Here is an 11,572-nt window from a genome sequence, read left to right on the forward strand (position 1 = left end):
CAACGCATTGCCGATTCTTACTTACGCCATATTTCCCGCTTATTTACGTCTCTTAAGTGCTCATATTTCAAGTGACTTTTCATTCTACAAAGTTCCGAGAGAAACTATTCAAAAAAATTTTTTCACACTATGTTTGTCAATTAAAAAAAGCTATAAACGATAATGTAGATATGCATAAAAACATGAATGTTTATGCTTTACACGGGCGTTCGATATGATGAAATACTTTGCCAAAGAAGCTTTATAATAGTATTTATCAACCTGAATTAACGACAAGACGTATGAATAATATTACAAAAAGCCGAGTATACTTCATTGCCATTTATGATATAAACTGAATGCCAAATTCATTTACACAAAATCTATTTTCAATGTTACTTTGCAAACAATTTAAAAGAGGAAAAACGGAGGGAGTGAAGAAAATATGCGAAAAAAATCCTACACCAATTACGATGTAGGATAGGAATTTAATATAAGTTAAAAGTAGGTTTTTATGACCGTTATTCTTGGCAATGTTGCCTTCTAAGTTGATTAGTGTTCCTTAATCCACGTTAATCGCATTGGGAATCATATAATCGAATATATACAGTCAATAAGATAGTCAACGTGATTTGCAGTACACTTTAAATTAAACCTTTTCTTTTAAGTTCTTCAATCATCTTTAACTCTTCAGCCGTTGGAACTGTAGAGATTTCATCCTGAGCAGATGTATTAGGTTGATTTAATCCCCAATCATTTAGAATGATTAATAGCTCATCAGAAATCCTAATATCTCTTTCTCGAATTTCATTTAACCCCCAATCATTATGATTTTTAGAAAGATTAAGCACTAGTTGGACTTTTGATTTTTCATAGCTTTGTTGCTTCTTTTTAAAATATCCATTTCCTGCAATAATGTTTAGTTTTTTCTCAAATGGAACCTTATTTCCAATATGTTCTACTAATTCTTGTACTTCACTTTCAGAGTTATTAGGAAAATAATTTGTTTGCCATTTTTGAGGCAAGATATGCTCTATTTCCCATTTCTCAGGTAGGATATCGTTCTGACTTTGATAAGCAAGAATTTTTAATATCATTCGAACCGTATTACGATGAGCATGCTTGATTTTATCCTTTAATTCTTGTTCACTTACTTTAGAAAAATCAAATGTTGGAATTGGTGATTTGATTATTTCAGAGTTTAAATTCAAAATTCCTCTCTTGACAGCGTTAATAGTCGGGGTAACTATATATCTCGCTGCCAATACTGCAAGTAGTTTCTTTAGAAATTTCAAAAATAGTTCTTCGAAATCTTCCGAATCATTGTATTTAAGATAATATATAACAACTGGGTACTTCCAAAATTCATTAGGATATGAAGTTAATATATCTAGTACTTGTTTAATCTCAATATTTTTCGACCATTCTTCATCTTCAATTTCTACACGATTATTCACTACAAGCCATAAGTTAAGCACAGTACTCAAATTTCCCATCACATCGCTCTTGTATAGCTGTTCAAAATTATTTCTTGAATAGTATTTTCTTATCCCCGGTGTTGTGGTATTTCTATCGTTTTCTAACGCTCTCAAATAGAACATATAATAATAAAACAATTTTTGAATACTTTCATTCGCATTAGTTGCTTCATCGTCAAGTTTTTGCCATTGCTCAATGAAAGTTACTTTTTCGTCAGCATCCAACTGATTGTAGATTTTTGCTTTAAAAATATCTGCATCTGATAACGCTAATCCTCTATCGTTCAAAGTAGAGAAAATTGTTAATGCAGTATCTTGTGAATCTGCCGTAATAGGTAATAAAATCGCTTTATTTAGTACATTTCGAATGAAGTAGAAAAACAACTGTGGCTCATTTGTAGCATACCTCTCTATTAACTCTGTAAATAATCTGTAGTTTAACGAATAGTTATCTTTAGCCAAAACCCCAATATCGCCTGTAATAAGTATTTCTGAAAAAACTTTGTTTCCCTCGTCTCTCATTACTCTGGATTCAATAAGTGTTTTTTCGAAATCAACCTCAGCAGTTAATTCATCTTGTTCCCACAATGCAGATTCAATTTGTCCCTTGAAGTTTTTAACTTCTTTTGTTTCTGTCATTGAATTTAGTTTTGAATAAAGTGCACGTAATAATAAAAACAAAGAGGTAATTCGCTGTTGACCATCTATAATTTCTTGTTCACCATTCTCATTTTCATAAGAAACAATTGTTCCTAGAAAATAAGTACTTTCGTTATTATTTTCTGTATACTCTACTAAGTCCTCAAAGAGTGTTTGAATTTGTTCATCTGACCAGGCATATGGACGTTGATACTCTGGAATAATGAACTTATTAACTTTTCCTGTTTCTAACAATTGTTTAACACTTTGTTTGTTCACTTCTATTGTTGTTGCCACTAAACATTCCCCTCTCTGTTTCACTACAATAAGACTAAATAAAAATAATTGGCGTTTCTCTATTACTTACAATAAAAACTACAGAATATAGAACAATACTTAAAGCTAATCAACTCACCCCTAATGCCTTATAAACCGCATCTATAGGATCTAGATAGAAGATTGGTTGAACTTTTACAATTAAATCTGATGGTACTGTATAGAAGTCTCCTGCTGATGGTGCTGGTAGCAGAATTTTCTTTGCACCTGCATCCACACATACTTGAAGAATATTTGCTAATTCCTCTACTTTTGAAATCGTCCCGCCTACTGTCATATTTCCAACAATCACAAGACCTTCCTGTACAGGCTTTTCTAACGCTCCTGAACAGAGACCGATTAATTCTGCAATTGCAACCTGAGCTGTTAATCCAATGCCCTGCAAGTCTGTAAGATGCATTAAATAGTCCTTGGTCTTGGTACTAATCGAGCTGCTGACACTCTTACTATTGGCAGTGAAATAACGGAATGCGGTATCGAGGCTTTCTCTCACCTCTCGATTAGAGCCTATACCAGCTTTATCAAATTTGCCTGTGCCACTGACAACTTGGTTTTCTAATTTATAGACACCTATCATACCTGTCAGTGCTTGACCTACAACATAGACATGCCCTGGTCGTAACATCCCTTCTGGAATAAGCTTTCCACCGCCCTGCTCAGGAACAGCAACATGCTCTTCTTGCATCGTTTCTTTATCTAAATAAGAAAACATTACATCATAGAATTCCATACCGCCAATTTTTTTCAGCTGTTCTTTTACTCTGCGGCGTCCCTCTAAAGAATATTTCAGGACTTCTTCAATATCCTCACGCGTATATTCACCATGTGGATATAGTAGCTTAACTAAGCCTGACACCGTTTTACGTACGGCAATTGTGTCTCGTTGATTTAAGTTATTACCTAATTTAAAATAACGGTCAATTGCATCGGCAAACGAACGCTTTCTCATCTCACGGAAAAACTCAGCAACATAATCAACGATAAAGCCATAACGATCTGTAAAGAATTCTGGACGCATTTTAGGAATTTCCCAGCCTGGCATATAATAATGCATTCGGTCGAAGAAAGCGGTGTCGTTCGCCATTTCGGGTGGGAATGGGGCAAATAAATGAGATGTTTTCAAAAGAACATCTACACTTTGATTAATATTGCCGACGAATACCATTGATGCGGATGCATTTTTTTCTTCTTTGCCACGTGCAAATGACCCAGAAGCCATATAATCCTTCATTATTTGAATTCCATCTTTATCCTTAAAGCGGATGCCTGCTACTTCATCAAATGCGACACAATCCCACATACCAACCAAACCTACTTTGCGTGTAGACATGTTATAAAAAAGGTTGGCAACAGTTGACTGACCGCCAGATACTAATATAGAATTCGGTGAAATTTCTTTATATACATGCGATTTACCTGTACCACGTGGTCCTAATTCACACATATTATAGTTGTTTTCCACCAAAGGCACTAAACGTAATAATAAGTGCCACTTCACACGTTCTTCAAGTTGTGTTGGCTCCATGCCTGTTGAACGAATTAACACATCAATCCACTCATCTTTTGTGAACTGTTTACGCCCCTCAAAAACCTCTGTGATGTCCATATTCGGCATTTGAATTGGCTTTAAATTGCTCACACTAAATGGATTGATATTACGTACTTCCTCATCAAAGAAGTAATCAATTTTCACCATACACCAAATACCACCTACTAGCAGCTTATCAAACTCTTTCACATAGCTTGGTGGCACAGGAACGCCCTTTAGTCCTAAGTTTGAAAACTCTGCTTCATAAGTATCAATTTTAGGATTTAAAGTAACTGTTACTTTATCGATAATGGAATATTGACCGAGCTCTCGAATTCTTGATTTAATTTTTTCTGCTTCATCTGGTCGCACAAAATTTTCAGCCAGGATTTTCTTCACTCGCTCTACGCCCTCACGAATACTTGCCTCATCGTCCGTAGCTGCATACATACCCAATAGATACTCCAATACATAAACAGGTACGTTTGCCCCTTCTTTAATAAGCTTTGTTAAATCTTTACGTACCACTCGACCAGCAAAATGTTCATTTAATTTTTTATCTAAATTTAGTGTCGAAACCTCGTCCATGTTCACACCTCTTTACTAAAAGTCAAAATCACTGACAATGCCTAAGTTAATTGAAAACGGTATTTTCTCTATTACGACACCCGTTTCTACATCTTTTATATTCAAATAATAGGTTTTAGCACGGTCATACGTAATGCTTTTTAATGCAAATTGCAATTTAAATGTACGTTCTTCAGGCTTATCAGATGTATGATCCCCGATTAATGTTTCTTCATTGGATAATACGCTTCCTTCATCATCCGTCATATAAATTAAAACGGTACGTGGAATCGTCTTATCTTCTACCTTTTCAGTTTGGAAAAACTCTAAGTTAAAAATGCTGTTTGTAATTTTTCGTGTCGTATTTGTTAGCTTAATATCTACTTTCTGAATCGCTTGAACACCTTTTTGACCAGCACGTTTATTTTTAAATGTTAGCAAGGGAACAACCACTTCCTGTAAGCTCGCTCCACCGTGTACAAAGTTTACACCTGCACCTTGCAGGCGATTTCGAATTGTACCATTTGGTAAATAAACCGTTAATGCTTCATCATTTTGAACAATTGTAGATAAATCCACGGCAATTTGCCCCTCTAGTTCACGCTGCTCCTTCGATAAAATATGGCGGCGTTTCACTTCTATTAAATCAATCTTCTCCTTCGCCAATTTATCACTATCAGGAAGCTCTTCGCGTTGATATAAGAAACCATGATCGGCTGTAATATAAACATTCGAGCCACTTAAATCATCACGTATTACCTTTATTAAGGCTGATAATTGATCTAACGCTTTTTCAACGGCATTGAACGTATAGATTTCAGTAGATGCTTTATCACCCATTGCATCAATCGTGTCATGATAGAAGTAAATGAGCTTCTTCCCTTTAAAGACTTCTCTACGTCCTGCCTTATTCATATCTAACACATCCTGAAAATGCACTGCAATACTATCTTCCACATACGATTCAAGTATTCTTTTACGATTTTCTAAACCAGATGAATCCGTATCATCTATCAATACTCGTCCAGTTGCATCAAAATCAAGCTTACGATGAGGTAACAGAGCCGCCATCCCTAATTTTGTTACAGAAGGCACTACACCTAACAGCGTGCCTACCTCACAATCACCTATTGTTTCGGCATTTAATCGTTCTGCTAATTCTACGCCAACTTCATAACGCATCGCATCAGAAATAATAACGAACACTCGCTCACCTTTACGGATATGCGGTGCAATAACTGACGAATAAAAGCTTTGTTGGCTTCTCACTCCTGGCAATGACCAATCGTCTGTCATCTCAGCTTTCACAGCCTGTGACCAATTCGTACTTAGCTCTGCCACAAACCAATTCGTATAAAGGTTTTCTACTAGTGATTTTAATTTTTTAAGCAATTCATTATTACTAGCCTCATCAAAAGCAACATAAAATTTACGGTAATACATATCCATAGCGTAATACTCTTTCACATACGCCTCATGTATCGCAATTGATTCCCCCTGCATAAGCCCCTGCTTATGCTCCTTGTAAAACTCGTGCATTTTCACGGTATAGTACAACGCCTCATAAACAAATGTGAATTGCTCATAATAATGCTTCGCTCTACGCAGCTTAATTAGCTTTGTATAATTTTCAAAGTCCTCTAAATTCTCTAACAAGCTATTCGCAATTTTAATAATGATTGCCTTATCAAAATAGGGAAAAATATCTGCTTGCTTGAATTCTTCAACAGGAATCGATTGAATGATGCTTGCTAATTTCACTTCTTGCTCAATTCCAGCTGCGTACTCATCAAATACAGCGTAATCCGTTTTATGGTGTCGCCAATGGTCGATGAATACTAATGAATTCGTGCGATTACGAACTGCTATAAAGTCCTTTAATCCACCTAAATATTCCTCTTTCATTGCATGACTAAGTGCCGTAACCGTCAAATGAATAAATAATGTTTTCAAGGTCATTACTTCACGCTCATAGCCATAAAGCTGCTCTACATGTTTCCAAAAAGCAGCTAAATCAAAGAACTTCTCCATCTGTGCGATGTATTTATTTTCAGTATCTTCTAGCGTATCTATTAACACCGTTTTTAAGACCGATTCAAAATCAGGTGTTTTAATGCCACAAAGAACGCTCATAATCGCAAGCTCAATCGATTCCTCTGTATAGTTCGTTAAACCAAAAGCCTGAAACTTCTTGAAACGGTCTTTATTATTAAAGAACTTTTCATATTTCTTAATAATCATTCGCAACGATGGATCAATATGTAAGTCACTAATAATTAATGAAATACGATCCGCAAAAAATGTTTTCGAATAAAGCACAATATCGTACAACCAATTTTCTTCGGAATTCAATTCCAAATTGGTGTAAATCAAATAATGCGATTGCGTGTCCTTTTCCTCTAATAAATGCTTCATATAAAATTGATTGTTATTCGTTAATTTCTGTATGTGTACACCATCTATTGTCATTTGATCAATTTCATCAATAAATTCTTGATCCTTATCTACCCAGAATACAATTTTACGCTGCTCGCCACTTTTCAACGGCTCACTAAATGCATCCTGTAATGCAGATTCTATTTGTTCGATATTCAAATGAATCACCTCACCTTATATTATAGCCGAAAACACAAAAAAGCCTCTTCTAATTTTAGAGGCTTGTAAGGAATCCAGTATATAAAATAAGTTTTTAAAATGGCAGCTCTGTTTCAAAATCTTGTTGTACACTTTGTTGAAATCTTTAATGCTGAATTTGCAACTCAATTTTATCTAAAAATGTGAGGACATTTGCCATCGCTCTAACGACAAAATCCGCTTCAATATCATTTAATATTGGATTATCGTGTGCATAACTTTTTTCATTTCTTATTTCGTTATAACTATCAAACAAGGAAATATTATTTTGTATTGCCATTAAAGCAAATTTAGATGAAATCACACTACTATTTTCATAATGTTTTTTTAATTTACCAGCTAATCCATGTAGTGCAATCTTCTTTCCATTCGGATCTTCCGTAGCAATACTATATTTTGTACACAAATCTCTCAAATATTTTACTGCAAACGTATGTAAACGGTCTAAAACTAATGCAGGTTTATTTTTAGCTATAGAACTTTGAATATCCTCTAATAAAGTTTTTAATGTATCTTCTGATTTTAATGGAAGGTTTATTGCGGCTGTATTTTCTTGAAGCCGTTTAACTACACCTTTCAATTCTTGAATCAAAAATTGTTCTTTGTCGGTAGGCTCAGCCTCTCTAGAGTTATATTGATCAATATAATAATCCAACAATTCCTCCATTAGTTTACCAACGATACCACCCTGCTCATTTTGCCATATTTGTCTTAACTTATTTGCTTTTGAACAATATTCTGTATAACCTGGACCTTCGTAAATATCTAAATTTATAGTTTCCATAATAAAACGAGCAAATGAATTATTACTAAAATCCAGAACATAGCCACTACCCATGCCTAATAGTTCTTCAAATAATCTTTTTTCCTTTAAAGTTAAATTTGCCATACTTCACCTCAATATTCTTGGAATACGAGAGAAGGATATACCAAATTGGCATACCCTTCCATTTTATTTTTACTTACTTAATCGGTGCTACTAACCCTTTAAACAGCTCATAATTGTGCTTCACACCGTCATCTAAATCGAATTCAATTTGCTGATCCGCCATATGATGCAATAGCTCATCATATTTTTTCAATTCATCAATTTTCTTTTCTAATGATTTTAGCTTTTTCTTTGCCGCTGCAATTTCTTTAACAGTTGAATCACCATTAATAATATTTAATAAATCATTTTTCTCTGCATCCATTCGACTTTGCACTTCATGTACATAATCTGTGCGAATACGAGAAAGTGTTGTTTTATCATAACCATGAATGTAAATTAAGCAGTTAAAAGCTTTTTCTTTACCTGAAGTGAATAACCAGTAAATAGGAGCTTTTCTACCTCGAGAACTATATTCAGAAATATGATCATTGTAATAATCATTAATAAAATAATTGATTAAAGTCTCATCGTCTGCTTCATCTTTTTTTCTCAGAACACTGCAAATAAATTTTTTATTAAAAGTAAAATTTTCTTTACCAAATTGATTTTCTAAAAAATAATTAATTTTATTTATTAAGTCATTTTTATCAAATAACAAGATATAATCTTTAGAACGACCCGAATATCTCCCTAATATCCAACCGATTGCATATGATAAGAGGGATTTTATAAATCTCTCTTGATCAAAAACTTCTAAAGTCATTTCTGACTCTAAACCAGCTAAATCAATCTCTGCTTGTAGATTATAAATTTCTATAAAAATTTCATTTATTTTAATTTCATTACTCAATACTTTCTCTCTAGAGTGATTTTCCTCTTCAAACCACTTATTAAATCTTTCTAATAGGTTACCTTCATAATCTAATATAAAATGTTTTTTATACTCTAACGCTTTCTCTAAATAAGCCCAATTTCTTTTAGAAATATTAATGTTTTCTTTCACTAAAGAATTAATTTCCTCTAAATGTTGCTCATTAATTATTAATGGAATTTTAGATACTGTGCCTGCACCATAATTAATAGTTGGGTTAATTGCCTTCAAAAAATAATTAGCTACTCTCGATTGCAGTAAACCTTGAATATAATATATAAATTTATTATTTTCACCTAAAAATACAGAAGAACCTGCTGAATCGAATACCGCACCATAATCAGAGAACCTTATCGAAAAAGGTTTAGTAGTCCCTATTGCAGACCATGTTAAACAATCGCTAAAATAATATTGAGGATTACGAATATCGGAGGCTTTAAAGTTTTGTAGTTCTACACCATCATTTTCGTAATTAATGACCCACTCATTATATCCATACCACTTTTTGAACCCTCCACCTTTATTGTAAGGAAACCATTTCTTCATTGATTCTTTTGCTTGTAACTTATTTTTTATCCCTTTCCCAAATTTTCCTTCTTCAACTTCAAACCAAAATCGTAAGAATCTTTCATTATCTGAAGTGTTCATACCTTTTTTAACTGCAGCAAACTCTATACCAAGTGCCTCGCTATTTTTAAGGATTTCTAATGCATTATTTGTTAACCAATAAGAAATAGGTGTTTCTTCTATTAATGAAAATGCTCTAGAGTTTATAGAATACCTATAATTACAATCCTGAGTTATTGCTTCTAATACTTTAATCTTTTGAATATCAGGACCTGGGAAATCTACAAGACGTATATATTCACCTTTTGAATTGGATAAATAATTTTTCATTGTGAATGTACAAACTGGTACCATAGCTTCTGGAAATGCATTATACTCTAATTCAATTAATGAAGTAATCGCTTTTTGATTAACTATAATATCCCTTAACTCTTTATAAGAGGATAAATACATCCAGACAAAAGGAGTTAAAAAACCAATTTGACCATTAGACTTTGTATAAGTAAAACTTCTTTCGATAAATGCAGCGAATAAATCTGATTTACTTTTAGGGTAATATTTATTTATATATGAATTCAAAGTAGTTTCCATTTTACTACTACTTAAATACGGTGGGTTAGTTACTACAATATCAAATTTATCTACTATTAGTTCGTTTTGATTTATTAATGGTAAAAAGAATTCTTTTAATATTCTCTGATATTCAACTTCAAATAAATTTTGAGTGTTATTATTAAGTAATTCCTGAATCCTTTTTTTCAATAATTTCAAATCATCCTTACTTAACGAACTAATTTTTAATGATCCTATTATTTTTGAATTTACAGATTCCGCTATTAACGTTTCTACAATCTGAATTAGACTAAAATCATTACCTTGGCAAATATAATTAATAATGTCATCATCAATTGTACTTTCAATAAAAGTGAAAATATTTAACTTCAAACTTTCTCTTTTTATCGACCGTAGAAAACGTTTATCATATTGTACCGCTTTCATTACCACGGTAAAGCTTGCTAATTGATACGCTCGATTATCTACATCTAATCCATATAAATTCTTCTCTATAATCAAACGTGGAATTTCACGATCAATATAGCCACATTTACTATAAATCTCATAAAGCACATCAAACATATAGGCAAGGATATGCCCACTTCCCATTGCTGGGTCAAAACATTTAATATCCTCTACATTTAACTCTTTATTAACATAGGGTGCAATTTTTTCATCAAAATCTGGTTCAGGATTTGGATTCTCTAAGTAATATTCCCAATTGCCTATTAAATCACGTTGTTCAGGATGCGACTCTATCCAATAACGTCCTAATGCATTTTGCACCATATAACGAACGATCCACTCAGGCGTGAATAGCTGCGTTGCATATGGAATTTCTTCTTTTTTATATTTCTTCTTCGCTTTAATTACACGTTCATTTTCCTCAGAGATATAGTACTGATACAACCATCCAACTATTTCAACTTTTGTCCAGTCCTCTTCCGCAATCACATTCACATCTGTCATTTTACGTACAAATGTATCCGTTCCTAGTAGACCCTTAGGGAACAAAATTTCCAGATATCCTTCAACATTCTCAAACATAAACGGCATATAACGATTTAAATCATTACAATGAACTTTAATCAGATATTCAAACAACTCATCCGTCTTGTTTTCAATTTTCAAGTTATACACAAACTCTTTATCGATCGGTAAATCCAAATTCAATGCCTCTTTAAACATATCTGGCTCTGTACTATCTAGATTCACAGAAGAAAGTACCCGTACCTTTGTTGGTAAGTAATCATTTACTTCCATATAACGTAGGGCTATAAAACGGTTAAACCACGTATAAGCAGCTTCTTCCATAACACGGTCATAGCCAATTTCGTTAACACGTGTAATTAATTTATTACGTTGCTTACGTTCAACATCAGAAAGCGGCTTGCCATCAATAAAGATGGCGTCCGAACTTTCTAATGATGCATGCTGAATTGCGTCAGGCGTAATCCCTAGCTTACGTGCTTGTAGTTGGGTTTTTTCAAGTAGTTCGAGGCGTGCTTCTGTTGCAAAGCTCTTTAAAGCCGATTTATTCATTGTTC

The 11,572-nt window shown here is 33.5% G+C and carries 5 protein-coding genes; all 5 read right to left on the reverse strand.

Annotated elements, in window-relative coordinates:
- Positions 1-623: 623 nt before the first annotated feature.
- Positions 624-2,393 carry a DUF262 domain-containing protein gene (locus I5435_RS18485; protein WP_337982749.1) on the reverse strand — a complete coding sequence of 590 codons (1,770 nt, stop codon included), beginning with the start codon at positions 2,391-2,393 and terminating at the stop codon, positions 624-626.
- Between the two features lie 109 nt (positions 2,394-2,502).
- Positions 2,503-4,548: a protease Lon-related BREX system protein BrxL gene (brxL, locus tag I5435_RS18490; RefSeq protein WP_337982750.1), complete on the reverse strand. Its 2,046-nt coding sequence runs from the start codon at positions 4,546-4,548 to the stop codon at positions 2,503-2,505.
- Between the two features lie 15 nt (positions 4,549-4,563).
- Entirely contained in the window at positions 4,564-7,122 is a 2,559-nt protein-coding gene (gene pglZ / locus I5435_RS18495) for a BREX-1 system phosphatase PglZ type A (RefSeq protein WP_337982751.1), read from the reverse strand.
- Positions 7,123-7,267: 145 nt separating this feature from the next.
- Positions 7,268-8,050, reverse strand: coding sequence for an abortive infection family protein (locus tag I5435_RS18500; protein ID WP_337982752.1), 783 nt, complete (start codon positions 8,048-8,050; stop codon positions 7,268-7,270).
- Positions 8,051-8,123: 73 nt separating this feature from the next.
- The gene (gene pglX, locus I5435_RS18505) at positions 8,124-11,567 is read right to left on the reverse strand and encodes a BREX-1 system adenine-specific DNA-methyltransferase PglX (protein ID WP_337982753.1); all 3,444 of its coding nucleotides are present in this window, start codon (positions 11,565-11,567) and stop codon (positions 8,124-8,126) included.
- Positions 11,568-11,572 lie beyond the last annotated feature (5 nt).

The organism is Lysinibacillus sp. C5.1 (assembly GCF_016350185.1).
GTDB lineage: Bacteria > Bacillota > Bacilli > Bacillales_A > Planococcaceae > Lysinibacillus > Lysinibacillus sphaericus.